Source organism: Bacillota bacterium (assembly GCA_013178415.1).
Classification (GTDB): Bacteria; Bacillota; SHA-98; order Ch115; family Ch115; genus Ch115.
Map to the genome: position 1 here is coordinate 124,832 of JABLXA010000004.1, position 21,568 is coordinate 146,399.

General features: G+C 52.0%; 13 protein-coding genes. 7 read left to right on the forward strand and 6 right to left on the reverse strand.

Annotated elements, in window-relative coordinates; genetic code table 11:
- Positions 1-72: 72 nt before the first annotated feature.
- From polA to HPY52_04720, 5 genes are all read left to right on the forward strand, one after another.
- Positions 73-2,955 carry a DNA polymerase I gene (gene polA, locus HPY52_04700; protein ID NPV79563.1) on the forward strand — a complete coding sequence of 961 codons (2,883 nt, stop codon included), beginning with the start codon at positions 73-75 and terminating at the stop codon, positions 2,953-2,955.
- Positions 2,956-3,376: 421 nt separating this feature from the next.
- Positions 3,377-4,351 carry a cation transporter gene (locus HPY52_04705; protein ID NPV79564.1) on the forward strand — a complete coding sequence of 325 codons (975 nt, stop codon included), beginning with the start codon at positions 3,377-3,379 and terminating at the stop codon, positions 4,349-4,351.
- A 456-nt stretch (positions 4,352-4,807) separates the two neighbouring features.
- Positions 4,808-6,736 (forward strand): hypothetical protein, encoded by a 1,929-nt coding sequence (locus HPY52_04710; GenBank protein ID NPV79565.1) that lies wholly within the window; start codon positions 4,808-4,810, stop codon positions 6,734-6,736.
- A gap of 742 nt (positions 6,737-7,478) precedes the next feature.
- Positions 7,479-8,861, forward strand: a complete 1,383-nt coding sequence (locus HPY52_04715; GenBank protein NPV79566.1) for a hypothetical protein — start codon at positions 7,479-7,481, stop codon at positions 8,859-8,861.
- An 84-nt stretch (positions 8,862-8,945) separates the two neighbouring features.
- Positions 8,946-9,173 carry a hypothetical protein gene (locus HPY52_04720; GenBank protein ID NPV79567.1) on the forward strand — a complete coding sequence of 76 codons (228 nt, stop codon included), beginning with the start codon at positions 8,946-8,948 and terminating at the stop codon, positions 9,171-9,173.
- 160 nt (positions 9,174-9,333) lie between these two features.
- On the opposite strand, the gene HPY52_04725 is transcribed toward HPY52_04720, so the two are convergent.
- A complete protein-coding gene (locus HPY52_04725; protein ID NPV79568.1) occupies positions 9,334-11,112 on the reverse strand; it encodes an ABC-F family ATP-binding cassette domain-containing protein in 1,779 nt (592 codons plus the stop codon).
- A 764-nt stretch (positions 11,113-11,876) separates the two neighbouring features.
- The gene (locus HPY52_04730) at positions 11,877-13,496 is read right to left on the reverse strand and encodes a polysaccharide deacetylase family protein (protein ID NPV79569.1); all 1,620 of its coding nucleotides are present in this window, start codon (positions 13,494-13,496) and stop codon (positions 11,877-11,879) included.
- A gap of 512 nt (positions 13,497-14,008) precedes the next feature.
- Here HPY52_04730 and HPY52_04735 point away from each other — a divergent pair.
- Complete coding sequence (locus HPY52_04735) at positions 14,009-16,324, forward strand: transketolase (protein ID NPV79570.1); 2,316 nt, start codon at positions 14,009-14,011, stop codon at positions 16,322-16,324.
- Between the two features lie 160 nt (positions 16,325-16,484).
- Here HPY52_04735 and HPY52_04740 read toward each other — a convergent pair whose 3' ends face one another.
- From HPY52_04740 to HPY52_04755, 4 genes are all read right to left on the reverse strand, one after another.
- Positions 16,485-16,754, reverse strand: a complete 270-nt coding sequence (locus tag HPY52_04740; GenBank protein ID NPV79571.1) for a type II toxin-antitoxin system prevent-host-death family antitoxin — start codon at positions 16,752-16,754, stop codon at positions 16,485-16,487.
- An 890-nt stretch (positions 16,755-17,644) separates the two neighbouring features.
- Complete coding sequence (locus tag HPY52_04745) at positions 17,645-18,094, reverse strand: Hsp20/alpha crystallin family protein (protein NPV79572.1); 450 nt, start codon at positions 18,092-18,094, stop codon at positions 17,645-17,647.
- A 61-nt stretch (positions 18,095-18,155) separates the two neighbouring features.
- Positions 18,156-18,293 carry a hypothetical protein gene (locus HPY52_04750; protein ID NPV79573.1) on the reverse strand — a complete coding sequence of 46 codons (138 nt, stop codon included), beginning with the start codon at positions 18,291-18,293 and terminating at the stop codon, positions 18,156-18,158.
- Between the two features lie 59 nt (positions 18,294-18,352).
- A complete protein-coding gene (locus HPY52_04755) occupies positions 18,353-18,931 on the reverse strand; it encodes a hypothetical protein (protein ID NPV79574.1) in 579 nt (192 codons plus the stop codon).
- 318 nt (positions 18,932-19,249) lie between these two features.
- On the opposite strand from HPY52_04755, the gene HPY52_04760 reads away from it, so the two are divergent.
- Entirely contained in the window at positions 19,250-21,178 is a 1,929-nt protein-coding gene (locus tag HPY52_04760; GenBank protein ID NPV79575.1) for an FAD-dependent oxidoreductase, read from the forward strand.
- The last annotated feature ends 390 nt before the right edge of the window (positions 21,179-21,568 follow it).

Sequence of the window (21,568 nt, forward strand, 5' to 3'; positions counted from 1 at the left end):
GATGGATGTCCATATAATGTGGCATGGCGCTGCACGATGTGGAAATCCGGCAATAGTACGGGGGCGATTTTGTTGGGAGATCATGAACACAGAGGCAAGGTTATCATAATCGATGGGAATTCTCTTCTTCATCGGGCCTTTTACGCTCTTCCCCCATTGACAACTTCCTCCGGAGAGCATACAAACGCAGTATTTGGCTTTACCAATATGCTCTTCCGGTTGCTGGACGAGGAAAGGCCGGATCTTCTGGCGGTTGCCTTTGATAGACCAGCACCCACATTCCGCCATGTCGCCTATGAGGATTATAAAGCCAATCGCAAGAAGATGCCTGACGAGCTGGCTTCCCAGGTGCCCCTCGCAAAGCAAGTAGTAGAGGCCCTCGGCGTCCCCATATTCGAAATCGATGGATACGAGGCTGACGATGTAATTGGGACCATCAGTAAGCTTGCCGAGGAGCAGGGCTATGATGTGATGATAGTAACAGGCGATCGCGATGCCTTTCAGCTCATTTCCCCCCATGTCAAAGTTATGATCACCAGGAAAGGCATAAAAGACATCGAGGTATTCGATGAGGATCAGGTAAAGGAGAAATATGGCATCGCCCCATCCCAGGTGGTAGATATCAAATCACTGGCTGGGGATGCTTCTGACAATATTCCGGGAGTTCATGGAATCGGCGAGAAGACAGCCCATGAGCTTATAGCGACATTCGGTTCTCTGGAGAATCTGCTTTCCAACCTGGATAAGGTCTCGAAGAAAAGGGTCAGGGAATTGCTTGAGCAGGGTAGTGATTCAGCGATTCTCTCCAAACAGCTGGCTACAATCGACCGCGAGGTCCCAATTAAGGTAGACTTATCTGCCTGCAAGATTGGCACGCCGGACTCGACCCGGTTGGCGGAGCTTTTCAGACGATTGGAGTTCAAATCCTTGCTGCGGCGGATCGGCCCGACTCCGTTGCAGGAACAGGCCAAAGGCTCGGAGCATACTACTGCTGCAGCCGCCGGGAGTGCCCGGACCCAGGCTGAGGACATCTGGAGCCCTACTGAGGCCGCCCAGGGTCCGGCTGAGGTCGTTCAGGGCCCGGCTGAAGGTGCGCGGAGTTCGGCTTCCGCGGAAGATTTCCTTGAGCTTCCCTATGAGGCTGAATGTGTTGTAACCGGTGAGCAGCTCAAGAAGGTCATATGTGAGATCCTGTCTGCAGGAATATGCGCCTTCGAGGCCATCAGAGGGCGAGGGAAACCTGTCGAAGCTCCGTTCATCGGGATAGGCTTTGCCCTCCCAGATGGTCACACGTATTACGTACCTCTTGGCCATTACTATGAAGGCGCTCCCGGTCTTCCTGAGGGAGAGGCTCTCACGTTGTTGAAGCCTGTCCTTGAGAATCCTGAATGCAAGAAGATCGTTCATGATGGGAAGCCCGGCATCACCATGCTTCTCAGGCGCGGAGTCAAGGTGCGCGGTCTTCAGATGGACGCCATGGTTGCGGCATATCTGCTAAATCCAGAGGCAGGGGAGATGAATCTCCAGGATCTATGCAGAAAATACTTGGGTTTTGAACTTCGGCCCCCAGATGCCCCATCTGGATCTTCGCAAAGCCGCCTTATCGACCTTGACCTGGGGATGTGCGGGGCGGACGAGATGGCAAAATCTGTTGGGCATCGGCTGGCAGCGCTCATGAAGCTATCCCATGAGTTGGAAAACCTGATTCATCACGATGGTATGGACACCCTTCTACGTGAGGTGGAAGTTCCCCTGGTGAGCGTATTGGCTGAGATGGAGGCTTCAGGGGTAAGCATCGACGAGAATGCGCTGAAGGATGTCTCATCTGAGTTGGGTCTGCGGATTTCGCAAATAGCCCAGGATATCTATGACCTCGCGGGCGAGGAATTCAATATAAATTCCACGAAGCAGCTTGGCGCCATTCTATTTGATAAGCTCAAGTTGCCGCCGGTCCGTAAGACCAAGACAGGGTATTCTACCGACGCGGAGGTGCTGGAAGCGCTAGCTGAATATCATGTTATAGCTGCACGGATCCTGGAATATAGGGAACTCGTGAAGTTGAAGTCCACTTATGCTGATGCCCTGTCTCACCTTGTGAATCCTGTAACAAAGAGGATTCATACAACGTTTCATCAGACTATTACTGCTACCGGGAGGCTGTCTAGCAGCGATCCGAACCTGCAGAACATCCCGGTTAGGAGTGAGGAAGGAAGGAGAATCCGTAGAGTTTTCGTTCCAGGGCGAGAGGGATGGAAGATCCTGAGCGCTGATTATTCTCAGATCGAGTTGAGGATCCTGGCTCATTTCTCACAGGATGAGGAATTGATCCGCGCTTTCAATAATGACGAGGATATCCATACGGCCACTGCAGCAAGCGTATTCGGAGTGGACCCTGATTCAGTGACTTCCGCTATGCGTTCCAGGGCCAAGGCTGTCAATTTCGGAATCGTATACGGAATAACAGACTATGGACTGGCCAGGGGGATCGGTCTTTCAAGGAAAGACGCGCGGGATTTCATCGACAGATACTTTGCCCATTATAAGGGCGTCAAGGAATATCTGGACAGGGCGATCGTTGATGCCAGGAGTCTAGGATATGTCACGACTTTGATGGGACGCAGGAGATATCTCCCCGATCTGAACAGCAGCCGTGCTCCGGTAAGAAGATTTGCGGAACGCACCGCGATGAATACCCCAATACAGGGAACTGCCGCTGATATCATCAAACTTGCGATGGTGAGGATAGCAAAGGAACTATCAAAGGGAAGATTCAAGACCATGATGATCCTGCAAGTGCATGACGAACTGGTATTCGAGAGCCCGGATGAGGAAGTGCTGGAGATCGCGCGAATGGTGAAACGAATCATGGAGAATGTGGTGCCCCTTGCAGTGCCTCTCAAGGTGGATGTAAAGGCGGGTCCGAATTGGCTGGATACCGGCCCGGTCAACCTGTAATTCCAATGGTGTGAGCTTCCTGTTCCGTTGATGCATATGACGCGATATGGGCGAGCCTCCTGGCATTCCTGTAAAAAAACGAGCTTTGTGGCGAAAAATTGCCAGAGAGTGCGTATTGGTAAGATAATACGTTTCAATGGGGCTGGAACTTCTAGCGCAAGATTGATATAATTACAATGTGTTTAGGCCTCATGCTTGCATATTCGGCATGGGCTGTAAGCTAAGCAGCGAGATGTTAAAATGGAGTCTCTGGAGCAGGCGATTGTTTGGGGCATCCACGCGAATCGGGAATGACTCAAGCAGTGGGGCCGGGCCTTGATGGCAGCGGATGAGCCCGCGGGACCAAGCGCTTTGACACTTGGTTCCCGGGCTTTTTTGTACTATAAGATGGGCTGCCGGGAACAATAGAGGGGGAACTCATATGAGCATTACTGGTTATCTTCTAAAGAAATTCATAGGTGGATTTGAGCCCGGCCGAGCCAATGATGGGAACCATGACATAGCCCAGGTACACAGAGTGAGGGCGAAAGTGGCATTCCTTGAAGCGTGGGTCAGCATAATTGGGAATGTGTTGCTTGCCGCTTTCAAGATTACCTTCGGTATTCTGTTGAATAGTATTTCCTTGATGGCTGATGCGGTTCACACAGCCTCCGACGTGATCACATCCATCATTGTGCTGGTTGGGTTCAAGGCCGCTGAGGTTCCGGCTGATAAGGAACACCCATATGGGCATGGCAGGATTGAGCCGATAGCAACGCTCATCATCGCCGTGCTCCTGGCTATAGTAGGGATTGAGTTCATGGTAAGTTCGGTAGGGCGTCTCCTCAAGGGGGCTTTAGTGGAGGGAAGCTTAACCATCGCGGCCATCTTGCTGGTAACGGCTGTGTTCAAGGAGTGGATGGCCCGCTTTTCCGTTGGCCTTGGCAGGATGATCCAGGCCCCGGCCCTCATAGCTGACGCCTGGCATCACCGCACTGATGCCATCGCTACTGCCATGGTGGCTATCGCGATGATTGGAAGCCTAGTGGGCTACCATCAAATCGATGCTTTTTTGGGGATAGCCGTTTCCCTTCTCATAATCTACACGGGATATGGTCTCGGCAGGTCAGCAGTGAGCACCCTGATCGGAGAGGCCCCGCCGCAGGAATTCATCGATGAGGTCTCCAAGATCGCTAAGTCAGTAAAGGGTGTCAAGAGTCTTCATAAGGTGAGTGTGCATGACTATGGGGCCGGGCGGAGGATAGTTTCTCTCCATATCCAGGTGGATGAGTCTATGTCTGTGGCCAAATCCCACGAGATCGCCAATAAGGTGGAAGAGTTGATAGCCAATGATCTCGCCGCCTCTGCCACTGTTCATGTAGAACCCCCGGTAGAATCAATTTCCGGCGCAGTTTGAATATACTTTGCCATGGGGACCTTTATGCCATGTGAACATTGATTATGGACTTGGGCATTGATTATCGAGAGGAATCTACCCTAATCGTGGCTTGCCAGGGAAACGCTGAATCGCATAAAATATTCCCTGGGTATGGAGGAAAATGCGGGGATGTGTAGAATAAATATCCACGTGATGGCTATGTAGTAAATAAAGGTAACCTTTGAGATTCCCTTTAGCCCTGTAGCGGGAAAGGAGGTGAAGACCCTGTAGGTCTACAGGAGCTAAGCTAAAAGATAGAACTACGGACCAGACTTCGATCTCTTTTCGTTGCATACGATGCTGTAGTGAATCTGCAAAAGGGTGTCAACGCGGATTGAAGATCACGAGGAAACAAGGCGACTCGATGATGTCTTCTCCCGCAAGATGCCCACATTTACCACAGGAATCAAAAATAAACCTTAAGGGGGAAGATCAATGAGAAAACTGCTTGTAGTGCTTGCCAGCATGGCTCTCATCCTGGGGCTGGCGCTGCCGACGATGGCGGCCTCGCTCAAGGTCAGCGGTACGTATGAATTTACTGCCGCGTATGAAAACGGAGAGTTGGAGACGGCCGATGGTACGAAAACCACCAACTTCTTCGATTTCTCAACTCTGAAGCTCACTCTGGACTATGGCGAAGGCGATTCACTCATGGTTGCGCATCTGCCGTTGAAGCTGACGGCGGCTACAGTAGTGGCGTCAGATGGTAGTAGCAGCAATCCTGTGAAGGTCGCCCTTGCGGACAAGTACTGGTTCGCGTTCAATGGCGATCCTCTGAAGCTCAGCCTGAGCAATGTGGATCCCAAGAGCGATTCACCCTATGCGTTCCAGAGCTTCGGCGATCCTCTGGGGCTCGTGAAGACCGTCGACGGCGCGACCCACACGTTCAAGGCCGTCGGGACGCCGTTTGGCGTTGGCGTGACGGGGTATGTGGTTGACTATAATAAGGATGATAGTACCACTCCCGATGATGCAGGGCAATATAAAGATGGGGCAGATATCGAGTATGAGTTGCTTCGTCTGACCTATGGTCTGCCCGGCGGGTATACCCTGGGAGCTATCTATGGGCTAGAAGCGACAGCGAATAACCCTGTGGGCACCCGTGAGACTGGTAGCCAGCTTGCGGCTCAGGACGAGACTTATATTCGTAACCTCGCTCTCGATCTCACCGGTCCGCTGCCAGTGTCTGAGAAGGCTACCTTGACGGCAGCCGCCGCGCGGAGCCAGAAGAAGATAACTGGCGGGGATTGGACTGACGACGCGAATGCCTTCCTGCTCAGCGTGAAGGATATCAACCTTGGCGCCTTCACGGTGGCTGGTGACATAAGGGCTGTTGACAAGCAATTCGAGGCGGTTGCTCCTGATGCTGATACCAGCGACGTGAAAACCTTCAGTGGTCAGAAGCAGTTCAAGGGCAGTGTCAGTACCCCGCTCAATCTGGGTGGCAAGGAAGTAACGCTGACAGTGACCGATGATTATCGGACCAACTATGATGTCAACTATCCGGCTATCGATCCTTCTAATCAGGTAACTGCCGAGGCGGTGTTTAAACCCACAGAGAAGGTTACAACCACGGTCGGTGGGTCATACAAGAGCTATTTTGATGATGTCAATGCGATTCCTGACAATGACGAAGGAGACTATACTCGCAGTGTGTATGGCAAAGTCGAGTACAAGATGAGCGATGCCATAAAAGTCACTGGCGAAGCCAGGCATACTGGCGCGGAGAAACTTGCCGTGGAGGGCAGCGGCGTGAAGCTCTCGGGTTCCGTGGAGGCAACTCCTATACCAGGTGTGAAGGCGAACGCTGACGCATCATATGCCACAGGTGAATATGACTTTGCGAATTCGGTGCCGCTGGCTGAAACCCAGACGAGGACGACCGGCCATCTCTACGTTGAGGCAAAGCAGTCATTCCAGCCCGGCTCTGTCAAGGGCGTGGATGTGGTGCTTGCCTCCGGAGCCAGCCTTGATAGCACGCGCGGGCCATACATAGTCGGCTATGGTGAAGGCAAGGTCAATCTCGACGATCGTCTGTCAACAAAGACAGCCCTTCTCTATGGCAAGACTGAGGATCATACTGACTTGACCAAGATCCTATATACCGGAGTCGACTATAATCTCTCGACCAATAGCACAGTGTCAGTCGGGTATAGCAACAAGAACGACGTCGGCAATATTTACGCGGCATACAAGGTAAAACTCGGCGCGAGCACAATGACGGTGAGCTATGGTGAGACCCGACTCGGCGATCCTTGCACTGGTGACTATGATAAGGATAAGCCGTGGGCCTGGCTCTGCACCATCAGCGGTGAGGGAACTAGGTATGGCTTCTACAAGCTCTCCGTTAGCATCCCGTTCTAATAATGCTGATGCCTGATGGAGGGCCCGGCTGATGGTATAGCGGCGACGCCGCCACCAGGAAGCCTGACTAGGAAGGATGAAGGAACCCGGGATTCGTTTGAGTCCCGGGTTTTCGATTTCCACCGTTCCACATATAACTCCAGAGATATGTTTTGCCCCTCGATGGCTAGCCGCTGGCCATTTGCCTGCAACGGGGCATCCCACCGGATATCCCATTCTTACATAGAAGAGTTGCTGATTGTCTATCTTTCATACAGATTTAGACAAGAGGTGTCGATCAAATGGATAGGCATCAGTTGGGTCTGTCTATTTAATGGACACCAATGCTACTGCAGCATGTGGTCCGTCCCGCAAAGAGCAGGTTGGTCTATGATATGGATAGGGCGTATTGCAACGATGGATGGTCGTATTGCCAAGAGACGCGGGTGTCTGGACAGACCTCCATGCCGCTGCGCTGCGCCATCAGAAGGGCGAAAACCCCCGAGGGGGGCGCCGCTATTTTCTGGATAGCATCAGGCGCGCTGTGGCTGGCGGCGAATGTTCTTTACTGACCGTCCAATATGATGGAAACAGGGCGGCTATAGGGCTATCTATGGCCGGACAGTCATGTGGAGCTATTGAATTCTGACACGAGGAAGGAAACAGATCCCTGGGGGCCGAAATCATCTAAATGTGGGTCCATGGGGATCGGACCTGGCGCCGTGGTGGATCGAAATCCTACTCGGAAGGGAGCGGGAAACAGATGAATACAGAGCAGGTCTATCAGGAGAGGCTCCGTCGTTATGTGACCGCGATGCGAAATGGGAAGCCTGACAGAATTCCTATTCGTCTCTTTGTCGCCGAATTTGTGGCCAAATTCGCTGGCTATACTTGTCAGGAAGTAACGCATGATTATGAGAAGGCCTTCGATGCGGTCCGCAAGTGTGCTGCGCACTTTGACTGGGATGCCGTTGTCGGGAATATGGTCTATGTCTGGACCGGACTTACCCAGGCTATTGGCCTAAAGTATTATGCTGTTCCGGGGATCGACCTGCCTCCAGATACAGGCTTTCAATACCTTGAACCCCCGGAAGAACAGGCATTCATGAAAGCTGATGAGTATGACCAGCTCATCGAAGATCCGACGGGTTTCCTATTTAATGTCTGGCTGCCTCGTGTCTCGAGGGATGTTGTCCCCCCGGGCGCACCTGTCACATATCGCAACAACCTCTCGTTCCTTAAGGGTGGCATGGCCATGATGCTGTATTTCAGCGCCCTAGGCGAACAAGGGGCAAGATTGAGATCGGAATCGGGAACGGTTTCTGCGATTTCCGGGATATTGAAGGCGCCGTTTGATATTCTGGCGGACAAACTGCGGGGTTATGTAGGGCTGGCGATGGACATGATTGAGCGGCCGGACAAGGTGCGCGCCGCCTGCGAGGCGCTGATGCCTCATCTGCTACATGTAGCCCTCAGTGGCGCAGATCCAGAAAAGAATGTCCCTATAGGCCTCTGGATGCATCGCGGATGTGCCCCATTCTTCTCTCCCGCGCAGTTTGACTCGCATTACTGGTCGACCTTGAAGCCGATAATTGAGGAGCTGTGGGCGCGCAGGCATCAGACCCTATTCTACGCTGAAGGGGATTGGAATCGCCATCTCGACCGGTTCGCCGAATTGTCGGATGGGAGCATCGTCTATCACGTAGATCGGGGTGACATTCTTGAGGTTCATAAGAAGCTCGGGCACAAGTTCTGCCTGAGCGGCGGCATACCGAATTTCCTTCTAGCCGCAGGATCTCCGGAGGAGGTCCGTGCCTATTGCAAAAAGATAATTCATGAAGTTGCGCAAGATGGAGGCTACATCCTCGATGCTAGCGCCATTATCCAAAATGATGCTAAAATCGAGAATATCGAGGCCATGACGGATTTCGTCAGGGAACATGGTGTTTATTCAACCGGTTCTCTCCATGGAACTGTCGATGTCATTAGCAGTCAGGGAGAGCGGAGTATGGGTTACGTCCCGGACGATGCGATTCCCATATCCAAGAACCCAAAGGCCGCGCCCGGTGTCTGCATACCATGGGAAGAGAAGGCAAAGGATCTTCCTCATATTCAAGGAGATCCCGAGCTTGTGCGCCAGATCTAGGAGAAGGTGGACAACCTGGGCCACATGTATATCTGGCACTGTCTGGTGTCCTTGAAGATTCCCATGTCTCTCCCTATAGCAGATGTGACCCAGATTATCCAGGATTTTGGGAGCTGGCACATCCATAGACCAGGGATGGCAGATCTAGTGGAGGCGATTGGCATCCAGGAAACGAATCGGGTGTCCTTTTTAGATGCTTTGATCATCTGCAGTGCCAAGATGCTAGACTGTAAACTTATCTGGACCGAAGACTTGAGTGACGGCCAGATGTACAAGGGCGTACAAGCTCGCAATCCCTTTGTTGAGCATTGACTTCCACACTCCTGAGGTTATGCGAAGTGTCCGTAGTCTGCATCGTTCGCTGGTAATAGTGTAGGAGATTAGCATCGTCCGTCAGGGATGGTGTCCGTAATTAGAACTATCCATGCGGAATAGTTCGGTTAGTTCAGGGAGGCGGAGGCCCGCCTCGGCGTTATGGACCCCGGCGCAGAGATCTCGCAATGGCAAAGAATTCGGCCTCCGTCGTCGAATATCGAGGGTCCTCTCTTGACATCCTGGCCAGCTCGGAATTCAGGCGGGCAAGCCTCATCTCGAGGATAAGCCGTTCGTCTGCCGATGCAGGCATCCTGGTCAGGGAGCCGTCAGCGCCAGGATATGCCTCCCCTTGCCCGGCGGCGGCCCTTTTTCGTTGATATTCCTCGAATCCGCCCAGATAGGTATTTATCCTTTGACCTTCTATGGCGAGGATTTTCGTGCAGACTCTCCTTAGAAGGTACCTATCATGAGACACCAGTAGAAGAGTCCCACCGTATGCCACCAAGGCCTCCTCGAGCTTCTCGCGGGACGGGAGGTCCAGATGTTCTGTGGGTTCGTCCATGACCAGCAGGTTGAATTCAGATAATAGTAGCTTTATCAACGCTATCCGTTTTCGTTCCCCTGTGCTCAGCACCTTGATGCGCTTTCCAATATCGTCCGGGGTAAAGAGGAAGCAGCTGAGAATGGTCCTGGCCGTCAGGGCGCGGCCCGATGTCTGCCTTTCGAAGACGCTAAGGACCTCTTCGAGGACAGTATTTTCGGCATTGAGGTCCGATAGTTCCTGGTCTAGGTATCCGATCCTCACTCCTGGCGAAACCCATATGGTGCCGCCAGAAGGGGGTTCTTCGCTTGATATCATCCTCAAGAGAGTGGTCTTGCCGGCTCCATTAGGCCCCACTATCCCTACCTTTTCCCCCCGGGCAACACTGAAGCTGGAAGGGCCAAACAGGAGCCTGTCAAAGGATTTGCTGATTTCATCCGCCAGGATCACCCTGCGCCCGACGGCCCCCTCTTTGAAACTGCCAAGGGAGATGGTCTTCTCCGGCTCTGGTTTTTCGACGCTGACCTTCTTCATGGCCTCGAGCCTCTTGATGGTGGACTTGGCCCTTCGCGCCATCCGCTTCGCCCTGGCTCTGTAAAACTCTTTGGCTCCCTTTCGAATGTCCGAGTCCTCACCCGCATGTCTGTGGCTCTTTTCAACCCACCTCATCTGCCGGTCAATGGCCGTCTCGATCCTTCGAATCTCCTTCTGTTCACTCTCATACCTCGCTGACTGGTCGGCGAACGCCTTTGCCTTTGCATCCCTGTAAGACGTATAATTGCCATAGTATTCTGTGGCACGATCTGGCGCGAGTTCGATGACCCTGGAGATCACGGTATCAAGGAAATACCTATCATGTGACACTACCATGACCGTCCCCGGATAATCGCGCACAAATCTTTCAAGCCAGACGAGGCCGTCCTGGTCTAGATGATTCGTGGGTTCATCGAGCAGCAGAATGTCGGGGCGCTCCATCCACACGAGCGCCAAAGCCAGCCGGGTCTTTTGGCCCCCGCTCAGATTCGCTACACACAGATCTCCCTCGTCCCCGGCAAGACGGAAACGACTTAGGACCTCCTCAACGGATGACCTGGCCGCAGGTCCGAGTATGGCTTCTTTCTCGGTGAGTATCTCTCGTGACGTTTTCATCAGATCGAATGCCGGATCCTGGGGCACATACCCCAAGGTCAGCTGTTCCTTGAACACATTGACTGAGCCAGAGGTCGGAGCCTCAATGCCGGCAAGGATCTTGAGCAAGGTAGATTTCCCCACCCCATTTGGCCCCACGAGGCCCACTTTTTCTTCTTCTCGCAGTATGAGATTGATCCCCTTTATAATCTCATGGAATCCATAGGATTTGCATATATCAACCGCCTGGAGTATAGGTCTATTCATAGAAAAACCCCCTTGTCGAGAACATGGGGGTGAGACTGTCTTCAACCTTCAGTCGTCGCATTCCGGATGATCAAATCATGTAGGTCTCTTGAATGCCTGTGTCAGGCTGGATCGGATGGCCGTTTATGCCGCGATGGCGATGTCTTTGTGTATCGCAGTTTGGTCCCGCCAAAATGCCCAGATTGAGATGCGCTACCGGGGGCCGATGACAAATGTAATGGTCGCTAATATGGCGATGGTGATATGCTGCATCGCTGAAAGCGGGCGATATATAAATCAGAAACGGCGACAGCTGTCGCCGCCGATATCCGTGCACCAGGACCAGCCCGGGACGTAGAATCAGGGCAGAATCGCGCCAGACGCTGCATAGCGCGGCCGCGCGCTTCCACCTGCGCTCCTCGCGAATCAGTCAGGCAACCTGCCAGTCTCACCCTATCATTATAAAACTGTGTGGGAACCGGTGATCCAGGTTGCGGGTCTGATCCTCATGGCTGTCTCCTTTCGCATTCCTGCGCGGTATTTCGAGCTCAGGACTCTCCCAGCCGAAGCCGCCAGATTCCGAAATCCTGTATCTCAAGGCTTTGCGTGATGTTTCACGCAAAAATGCACTTGAGAAGGGGATCGTTGATTCCTGAGCAAATCAAATATAACCTATGGAGGTTGGAAATGCAAGTATCACAGCATGATCGCATGATCGTATGGCCCGCCATAGCCCGGGCAAAGTCTCCTCCTTCATGGGGCCCGTACTGATATGGAAATATGAATCAGCGGAAAGAGACCCGCGGCAATCGTGGCAATCGCTGCTTCAATGCTGCGATCATCTTTTTTATGATCCCACGGCGAGCCGATCGCATATTCTCAACAATCATTTCGTCTACGGTCACAAACTGATATCCCCTTTCCTTCAAGCCTGTGATGATAATGGGAAGAGCCTTAATTGTGGCGGGGGTCGCATCGTGCATTAGCACAATATCTCCATTAGCTGCCCTTGACAATATGTGCGCGGCAATCGCCTGAGCATTCGAAAGGGTGACATCATCGGCATTTATGGTCCACAGGACAGTTATGAACCCAGCCTTAGCCGCTGTCCTAACAACTGTTTCATTGATCGCTCCCCCAGGCGGACGAAAAAGGCGAATCGTCTTGTTGGTGATTCCTCTGATCAGCATCCGCGTGTTTTGAAGTTCATTGAGGATGGCGTCATGTGATAATTGTGTAAGATCTTGATGAGAATAGGCATGATCGCCAATCACATGACCACGGGAATTTATCTCCGCTACCAGTTCTGGATAACGTTCCGCCATGGTTCCGGTGAGGAAAAAAGTTGCCTTCACTCCATATTCGTCAAGGACATCCAGGAATAATTTCGTTATCCCGGGTTTTGGTCCATCATCAAATGTGAGAGCTATGGTTTTTCTGTTCGGATTGCCGCGAACTATAGAACTAGAATTGAAAATGCTCGTGAGCCTTGATTCCTCCTTATTCCATCCAGGGGAACCAGGAAGCGGTCTCTGCGTAACCTTAGGCGGAGAGATAAGCGTCACCGGGTAATTCAGGCGCCGAACGAAATCACCAAGCGAATACGAGCCCATTATCCTGATGCGCTTCAGCATCAAGAGATCGGCGCAAGGAAAATCGCCAAATCCCTGGATCGTGGTCACCGCCGCCACGTATCCAGCCTGTTCGACGAACGATTTTATATCCCGATTGAACAGGCCGAAGGGGTAAGCGAAAACGATGACAGGCTTTCCGAGGTGGCGTTCAAGCGCTGCCCGGCTCTCGGAAATCTCTTCCTTAGCCTTGTAAGTTGGCAATTGCAGGAGATTGGGATGGCTGAGCGTATGCGAGCCAAACTCGATGCCATATTCTGACATAATTCGGGCCTGCTCCCATGATAGGACCTTATATTTCCCTGGATAATCAAGCCAAGATGATACGAGGAATACAGTGGCGGTGAATCCATATTTCCTTAAAATCGGAAATGCATACTGATAGACGTCATCATAACCATCATCGAAGGTTATGACGATTGGGCTATTGGGGATCTTTCCGCCTCCCCGAATATTTTTCACCAATTCCCCTAGGGTAATAGCATGATATCCATGTTCGGAAAGGTAACGCATCTGGGCGTCAAAGTCTGAAGGCCGAACTCTGAGGCCGAGGCCACAACCTATTGAAACTGGGCATACATGGTGGTACATGAGAATTGGGACATGATATCCATGGGACACTGTCTCTTGGATCATCGAGGGCATCCGGTATGAGGATCCCGGATCGTCTAGGGGGCGTGTAAACAAGCGACCAGTCATCAAGGCCATTGCAGCAAATACCACGATTAGAGAGATGATAGATTCCCGTTTCCGGTATCTATGATTTGATTGCATTGCCACCCCTCCCCTTTTGCCACCCGACTTCATTACAGGACTACTGGAATGGATGCTGACCTATGGAATGCGATACGCATCTATCTTGTATATGCCATTATATTTTACGTCATTTTCGCTTTTCCAAAGCATCTTCCTGTATACCGAGTATGAAGCCTCACTGGTTCCCCATTGGCGCGAATGTCTTGCGATCAGAAATCCTTGCTGTCTCAGAAGGGGTTTTTCTGAATGCAAAGGAATATCGTATCTATCAGAAGCGTAAACAGCGTGATGGCAAGGCCTGGTGACAAATGGCGACCTTGACCGAGAAATACCCCTCTGGTAATAAGTGAATCAAATCAGGCAGGAATAGGACCGCCATCTGTCTAATTGTTAGGATTATATTCGCGCTGAGTTGGGCGTCATGAATTTCTGCTACTCCACAATATGAGGTTTGGAGCGGTAAGATCTTTGAAGTCCAGCCTAATGATGCGATAGGCCTTCCGAGCCGGAAAGGAGAAGTGAGAGGTCAGATGACAGCATTCCCAGACGTTTCTGTGCAATTGTTTGAAAAGGCCAAATCCAATATAAAATATTGGGAGAAACTCGGTGATGCGATCGATCAGTTCATTGATCTTATGCTCAACTACAGGCAGAGCGGGCATCCGGGCGGGTCGCGGTCTAAGATGCAGGCTATGGTAGCTACATTGTTGTCGGGTATAATGCGTTGGGACATACGCGAGCCCGAGAAGAGATTTGCTGACCGTTTCATCCTGGTCGGGGGACATACCATCCCGCTGGTGTATGCTTCGATGGCTGCTCTGTGTGAAGCGATGCGCGCCAAATACGAAAAGACCGGGGATAAGAGATATTTCATCTCTCCAGAAAGGGCTCTCTACGCTCGCGAACTCGTCGGGTTCAGGCACAGGGGCGGGCTTCCGGGACATGCCGAGGTAAATGAAAAGACCCTGATCCTCAAATTCAATACTGGACCTTCAGGACATGGCTCCTCTGCGGCAGTCGGCCAGGCTCTTGCACTGAAACGTGCCGGCGCCGGCGACGTGAAGGTTTTTGCCTTTGAAGGAGAAGGAGGGCATAGTGCCGGAATCTATCATGAGGTCAAGAACTCAGCGTGGGGGCTGGGGTTAGACAACCTTTTCTTTGTAATCGATTGGAACGACTATGGCATAGATGATCATCCCATAAGTCGTGTCATCTATGGGACGCCCGAAACCTGGTTTGCTTCTTATGGCTGGCGGACTGTGGGCACTGAGCAGGGGAACGACTGGGAAAGCGTGGCCAGGACCTTGATAGAGATGAGATTTGGGCCTAACCCCGACAGGGTGCCAAGCATGGCATGGCTCAAGACCCAAAAAGGGCGCGGATACCTTGTTTACGACAACAAATCGCACGGGACTCCGCACAAGCTCAACAGCGACATATTCTGGGAAACCAAGAAACCATTCATGGACAAGTATGGGGTTACTTTTGAGGGGTATGGCAAATCTGCGCCGCCGGACCCAGACGCCCTCCAGCGCCAGTTCCTCTCAAACCTTGAGGTCGTGGCCGAAGTCATCCGCTCCGACCGGGAACTAGTCGATTACGTTTCCGAGACTTTGGTGGAATTAGGGGAAAGCGTGCCGCAGGATATCCCTGGCATGAAAGTGTCTTTCAGCGAGAACCCATTGCATGACCCAGAATTGTATGATTTCAAAAAGTATCCCGAGAAGCTGTATGTCTCCGCAGGTTCGTCAGCCGCCAATCGTCAGGGCCTCGGCAATTGGGGCGCATGGGTCAATGCCTGGTGCCACAAAAAATATGGGAGACCGCTCTTCCTGGTGGCGTCTGCAGACCTTGCCGAATCAACTCTCATATCCGGTTTCGGAAAAGGGTGGGGTGATTTTCCGGGTTATGGTTGGTATGATCGTCATACCAATCCAGACGGTGTGATATTGCCTCAGGAGATCACGGAGTTTGTAAACTCTGGCATCATGGCCGGGCTTGCCACGACAAACTTTTCGGAAGAACAGCGCCGCGATTTCAATGGATTCTTGGGAGCATGCTCAACTTATGGGTCGTTCTCTTATCTGAAATATGGCATGATGAGGCTCTTGAGCCAGTTAGCCCAGGATTCCCCTATTAAAACGGGAAAAGTCCTGTGGGTTGTCGGCCATTCCGGGCCTGAGACCGCTGATGATTCGAGGACCCATTTCGGGATCTTCGCGCCCGGGGTCACGCAGCTTTTCCCTGATGGCAAAATCATCAATGTCCATCCATGGGAGTATAATGAGGTCCCTGTTGTTCTTGCCAGGGCCCTTCAGGTGGCGGTTGAGGAAGACATTCCTATCATAGCGATACATCTTACCCGGCCACCTATCTCTATCCCCGACCGGGCGGCGCTGGGTATTCCATCCCACTTCGAAGCAGCCAGGGGAGCCTATGTCATGAGGGATTTCAGAGCAGATAAACCTAAGATGGGCACTGTCATTGTCCAGGGGACGAGCACTACCGAGGGCGTATGCAAGATTCTTCCCAGGCTCGATGAGGAGGGGCTGAACATAAAGGTGATAGCTGCCATCAGCTATGAGCTTTTCACACGGCAGCCGGAGGATTACCGACAAATGGTGCTCCCAGAAGAAGATTGGGCGCATTCTATGTGCATAACCAACATGGCGAGGCGCCTGATGCACGACTGGATATATGATAAGAAAGCTGAGAGGTATACTCTCTCTTCTGACTGGGACAACAGATGGCGCACCGGCGGTACCGTGGGTGAAGTGCTTGACGAGGCCCACCTTACACCTGAATGGATTCTCAAGGGGATCAAACGCTTCGTGTCAGAAGGATAGATTCGGCAAGTAAAGCTCCGCAAGGAAAAGCGCAGAGGACCGGGTGTCAGGCGAGCCTAGATTTTCAGCGGAAGATATCTTTTATCTTAGGGCATCATGGCAGCCGGTCCCATATTCCCAGGCCCCCATTAGCCTCTACGTGTGTCCATGCGGCAGATCATCACCGGTCCTCCGACACAAATGATGACAAGGTCTGCCGTCCCCTAAGATTATAGGGTTTGACTATTCCCTTAGGTTTACCCTCTTGCCATTTTGCCTGGCCGGATTGCAGAAGGTCTAGCGCCCTATCAGGGAGTCTCTCATGTTGGACAGATGTGAGCAATGCCACCGGTTTGCCGCGCTCCCTAATTATGAGGGCCTCTCCCCCTTTTACCCTATGTAGGTACTCGCTCAGATGAGTCTTAACCCTTCGTATTCTTGCCTGTTCCATAGATCTCACCCCAACAATTATATCGTAGTGTTAACGAGGTAATAGGTCAAGATTGTTGGTGTCATAGGGGCATATAGCTTCTTTGTGGCCCAAATGAGGAATCACATGGCAGCATGAGATTGCCGCCGCAAGGTCAGACGACGAAAATGATGTAATCTTTGCGCCTCAACTGACGAGTCTGTCTCCAGGTTTGCCTTTAATGTGGCGACGCCGCCGTCACCTGCCGGCAAAACCTGACGAGATTTATGCCACTTCTCAGCAAAATTGTCCTAAGATCTTCCAAAATGGATCCAGGTCCTTCCAAAATTTGCTCGCCCTGACGACCATGTCGCCAGTCTCGGAAAGAAACTGGCGAAATTCTCGTCAGATGCGCCCAGAACCTGACGAAAAATCTGCCACCATAGATCTAGGGTGACCAGAAATCTGTCAGGTCTCCCGCCAAAGTGGCGAAATCTTCGTCAGTTCCCATGTTGCACCTTAGGAAGCTAACCCAACTATTAGCATGTGTGGATGATACTTGGATTAACGGGTAGCAGATCTCAGCCTCCACAAGCTGAACATTTGCATATATCAAACAACGAATAGGGACTTTGGCGCCGCTTAGGGGAATAGTGTCAGTTATCGACATCGTCCAGCCAGAACAGTGACCATAGCTGACACTATCAGCCGGGGATAGTGTCAGTAGTTGCCACTATCCGTCTTGAACTGTAGCAGCAGACGCCCATATCCGCCAAAAACAGTGACAATATCTGCTACTGTCCTCAAAGGATAGTAGCAGAAAACGCTACTGTCCGCCGGAAACAGTAGCGACAGATGATACTATCCTCGCCGGAATAACAGGGCCAGTTGGCACTATGTTTATGGGCGGGTCATCGCCCGCCCATCACCGGCTACTCTATATTGATCTGCGTGCCGCGCGGCCCGGCGCCTTTGACCTTCGGTAATGTCACCTCCAGGACTCCATCCTTGAAGGTGGCCTTGGCTCCTTCCTTCTGCACCGCCACCGGGAGCGGGATCGTCCGCGTGAAGCTCCCATAGCTCCTTTCACGGCGATAATAATCCCGGTCCTTGATCTCTTCGTCACGCCGCGTCTCGCCACTGATGGTAAGGCCATCCTCAGTGAGCGTCAGGTTGATCTCATCCTTACTTACACCCGGGATTTCTGCCTTCACTACTATCGAATCCCCGCGGTCATATACGTCTACAGCGGGAGACCATAAGCCTCCGGTAAACCAACCCTCTCCGCGCCGTCTGGGAAATCTTCGCGCCCAGAAATGCTCAAGGGCGTCCCGGAAATCTACAAGTTCTCTCCACGGATCCCATGGCACCAAATCAGGCATCTTTTCATCCCTCCATTTACTGGAATAATGTGATCATTTGAGCATTGTAGACTTGCTGGTGCTAACCACCTCCTGTGCCAATAATGAACCTGACAAGGCCCAAGAGATGATGGCCTGCCCACACGAATCTTTCGTCAGAAAGCTTCGGACTCGCGTTATATCGTCCGTCAGAAAGCTCCGGAAAGCTCTGAACTCGCATTTATGAACAACAATGATCACTCTATATTATCCCCGCAAATGGCCATGAAAAACTCCCATTTACTTTTCCGAAAGCCGGTTGATCTCCAGGGTGACTTGCTCGAGCTGGCGATTTAGTTCTCTCAGTTGGTTCTGAGCAACAGTGAGATAATAGTCGAGTTCCTTGCGTCTTTCGCCTGTGTCTGATTCCAGCAACCTCTTACATTCCCTGTAGATGTCTAGGGTCCTGTCCATTTCGGAACGGAGCTCCTTTGCCTTATCCTCCGCTGCCTCCTCTGCGCCCTTCACGTATGAGACGTCAGGAAGCAAGACTTCCTGATACCAGGGGGCATTCTCAGAATTCTCAAAGTTTAGAGAGACGCATATGGGGTCTTTCATGTTGCTCACGGAAGCGGCGAAAGATAGCGGGTTTAGCACTATGAGTCCTGACACAGTGGCCCGAAATGGCTCAGCCGGCCAGACTGTAAGCCTGTCTTGGGATATCCTGACGGCGATTTCGGCTGAGGTCAGATCCTTGACAAAATGGACACGATCCACCTGCCCTGTCAGATATCCCATCAAGTATGTCAATGCCGGATTGTTTGCTACCATCGCCGTGAAATTGTTGAGCGCCTCTATCTTCTTTTCCCTGCTTATCATAGCCCACCCTCACAATGCGCCTTTGCAGAATCTGTTATCATTCCCACTTATATTATATCGCAAAATCCCAATTTGAGGGCAGGGATGGCGCAGGATGAAATGGACTTTGCGGTTTCCCCCGCGTATTCGGGCCTGACTCGGGCGTATCCGCATCTGACCCATACACATTATAGGCATATATGTGGGCCGTACAGCACATCCTAAGCCATGGCATAGATCACCGACGAGTAGGCCATGCATGCATGGATCATATACATACGAATCATACATGCGCGAATCATATTCGATGCGCCTGGCGGCGAAAGGAGCGATAGCCACATGGGAAGTTTCCAGCTACTGATGAGTCCAATCAAGATCGGGAATATGCAATTGCGAAATAGGATCGTCATGCCTCCGATGGTGACGAATTATGCATATGAAGACGGTTCTGTCACCGATAGGTTGCGCGCCTATCATGTGGAGCGCGCGAAAGGCGGCGTGGGTCTCATAATAGTCGAGGCCTCGTATGTGCATTTGTCGGGACGAGGATTCCAAAATGAGGTGGGGATCTATTCAGACAGGCTTATTGCTAGTCTCAGAAGTCTGGTGGATGCCGTCCATACGCATGGCGCAAAGATAGCTATACAGCTTTATCATGGCGGCAGGCAAACGAAATCGAGTGTCACCGGTCAGCCCATAGTAGCCCCATCTCCGATCCCCGATCCAACTGAACCCGAGACACCCAAGGAATTGACAAAGGAAGAGATTGCAGAGCTTGTTAAGGCCTTTGGAGAGGCAGCCAGGCGAGCAAAGGCTGCTGGCTTCGATGCAGTGGAAGTTCATGGCGCGCATGGTTATCTCATTGATGAATTTCTGTCTCCTTATGCAAATAAACGCACCGATGAATATGGCGGCTCGCTGGAAAATCGGATGAGGTTTCCTCTGGAGGTAGTGCGGGCGGTAAGACAGGCGGTGGGGCCTGATTACCCGATCCTCTACCGGATGAGCGCTGATGAGAAAGTTCCTGGCGGGCTGAAACTAGATGAGACGAAGATCGTTGCGCAGCGGCTCGAACAGGAGGGTATCAATGCTCTTCATGTATCTGCTGGCGTGTATGAGTCGGCTGTGTGGATCATACAGCCCATGGCTATGCCCAGAGCATGTCTAGCCGATCTCGCCAAAGGGATCAAATCAGTTGTCAAGATCCCAGTGATTTCGGTCGGAAGGTACAATGATCCCGAGGTTGCCGAAAAGGTCCTGGAAGAAGGGAAGGCCGACCTTATAGCCTTTGGCCGCGAGCTTCTGACTGATCCTGAGATGCCGAAGAAGATCTCAGAGGGCCGGCTTGACGAGGTCCGGAAATGTATCGCATGTTGCCAAGGATGCATCGATGAATTGTTCCAAGACCATCCGATTGGTTGCACTGTCAACGCCCGCACAGGATTCGAGACGCAATTCACGCTTGCCAAGGCTTCGCGCCCGCGCAGAGTCCTTGTGGTCGGAGGTGGCGCCGCTGGGATGGAGGCTGCCCGGGTGGCGGCATTGAGAGGTCATAATGTCACTCTCTGGGAAGAGACATCCAGTCTTGGGGGGCAACTGACCCTTGCCGCGACTCCTCCACAAAAGGGCGAGATCATGACCTTCAAGGATTTCCTCATGAACGAGATGAGGCGACTCAGGATAAACGTCCAGCTCAATAAAGAGGCAACGCTTGATGCGATTCGATCTGAACGGCCAGATGTTGTAGTGATCGCGACTGGCGCAGTTCCTGCCACAGTTGACGTGCCTGGCGTGAATGGCAAGAATGTAGCTATGTCGTGGGATGTCCTCTCTGGCAAAGCCAGCGTTGGCAGGAGGGTTGTAATTATCGGCGGAGGTCTTGTGGGATGTGAAACGGCGGAATTTCTGGCGGAGAAGGGGCATGAAGTAACCATTGTGGAAATGCTTCCTCGCATCGCTTCTGATGTAGGTCCGCTTGTGGGTGCGCTCCTACTCGACCGGCTTGGCAAGCAGGGGGTAAAGGTGATTACAGGCGCGAAGCTCACATCGATTGGAGAACGGGATATAACTGTCGAAAGGGATGGAAATACTGAAACCCTGCCAAATTTCGACTCAGTCGTGATGGCTGTTGGGTCAAAATCAGAGGATACTCTCGCAAGACAGCTCGAAGGCTCGGGCATAGACTACTATGTCATTGGTGATGCTTCAAGGCCCAGGAGAATAACCCATGCGGTCTTTGAGGCAATGAAGGTGGCTCATGAGATATAGGCACACCTCTGCCTCATGAACACATTTGGTGACAGCTTGTCCACTGTACTACGGGTGTCGATCAGGCCTGTCAATATAGACGACCCCCGGGGTCCAGAGCTTCTATCTCAAGAGCGCGTCTCAAAATCTCGACATGAGCGCTTCGGCATCATATTTCAGTGGCCCAAATCGCCGCCAATCTTCCTTCACACAAGGTGCATACCATACTGTATCCCATGCGAAGTGAGGCTCTGACCCCAGGTATGTGGCCATAGAAACCGGACCGATATTAATTTCTACAGAAGGGAATGCTTCTGCCATGAATATATATGTCCGACAAAAGTTGCGCATCTCTTTCACGCGTCGTTCCACATCAAGGTGCAACGCCTCGGGGTCTTCAGGTAAATATCC